The sequence below is a fragment of the Kitasatospora sp. DSM 101779 genome (genome assembly GCF_025655475.1).
Taxonomy (GTDB): Bacteria; Actinomycetota; Actinomycetes; order Streptomycetales; family Streptomycetaceae; genus Kitasatospora.
This window is the reverse complement of record NZ_JAHTIK010000001.1, coordinates 5,341,634-5,343,111: the sequence shown is the minus strand read 5'-3', so window position 1 is coordinate 5,343,111 and position 1,478 is coordinate 5,341,634. Positions and strand designations below refer to the sequence as shown.

1 protein-coding gene is annotated in these 1,478 nt (G+C 73.1%); it reads left to right on the top strand.

The window, feature by feature from the left end:
- Positions 1–791: 791 nt before the first annotated feature.
- Positions 792–1,478, top strand: a 687-nt coding sequence (locus KSNIM_RS24370) for an HAD family hydrolase (RefSeq protein WP_263105282.1), incomplete at its 3' end; no start/stop codon positions are given.

Below are 1,478 nucleotides of genomic sequence, written 5' to 3'. Positions count from 1 at the left end.
CCCGGCACCGGGCCGCCCGGGCCCGCAGCGCCCGCTGCGGCGCCGTGTGCCCCCGTCCGGCGCCGCACCGACAGCGGCCAGGTGCGGAGGGCGACTGCGCGGGCTGCGGCGAGTGCGGCCCTGCGGGCCTGGGAGCGACCGCCGACGGGCCCGCCGTGGACCGGCAGCGCACCACCGCCGGCGGCATCCGCACCGGCGGGTACGGGAGGCTCAAAACCAGCCATCGCTCACAGCTATTCGAGGAGGACGGGCCGACGGAGCGCAACAGCGCCGTCGGGGCAGCAGGCCCACTCACGGCACCGAGCCGATCTCCGCCGAGCACCACTGAACGCGACCTGTTCCTCTCAGAGTACGACGAGCGCGGAACGCGGCCCAGCAGTCGGACCCCGGTGGGCCGAGGTTCCCGCAAACGGACCACGTGCGCCGCACTTTGTGCGCCCCCCGCGCACGCCGGCCGTCGGCCACCGGTCACGGAGGTTCCCAGGAGCTTGACCGACAACCCCCGATTACGCAACAGGCCGAACACACAACGTGATCCGACCGTCATCGAGAGATACCGGGGCGGTCGCACGAGGCGCCGGAGCGGTCACCGGACACTGCGCCGGGGGCGATGGACACAGGTCCCACCAGGACATCTGCGCCCCGTCCGCCCCATCAGTCACAGCCGCGGCGAAACATCGCGTTCGGCCACCGGTCCGTCACCGTCCGGATTCGGCCAATCCATCTCGCGGACAGGTCGACGATTGGCAATTGCCACGTGCATACGCGTCCGCACTGGCAGCATGCTCGACATGCCGCTGCTCCTGTTCGACCTCGACAACACCCTGCTGCCCAGGGACGCCGCCTACCGGGCCTGGGCCCTGGACTTCCTGGCCGAACACCGCCTGCCCGCCGCCGACATCGACTGGTTCACCACCATCGACGGCTCCGGCTATGTGCCGCGCAGCACCGTACTGGGCGCCGCGAAGCGCCGCTACGGCCTGGACCACTCCATGGACCTGTTGCTCGCCCACTACCGCCGCGGCATCAACACCCACATCCACTGCCCCGCCACCCACGTCGACGCGCTGCACGCCGCCCGTGCCTCCGGCTGGACCCTCGGCATCGTCAGCAACGGGGGCACCAAGCCCCAGTTGGAGAAGATCCGCCGCACCGGCCTCGACCTCCTCGTCGACGGCTGGGTCGTCTCGGAGGAGGCCCGGTGCGTGAAGCCGGACCCGCTCATCTTCGAGATCGCCGCCCGCCGCTGCGGGGTCGCGCCCTCCCCCGGCTGGGAGGCCAACACCTGGATGATCGGCGACCACGGCCCGGCGGACGTCGCGGGCGCCGAGGTCGCCGGACTGCGCAGCGTCTGGCTGCACCTGGGCCGCCCGTGGGCCGAGCAGGGCTACCGCCCGACGCTGAGCGCCGCCGGGCTGCCCGAGGCCGTCGGGCTCGTCCTCGGCGCCCGCGGCGCGCCCACCGCCGACACCGTCCGC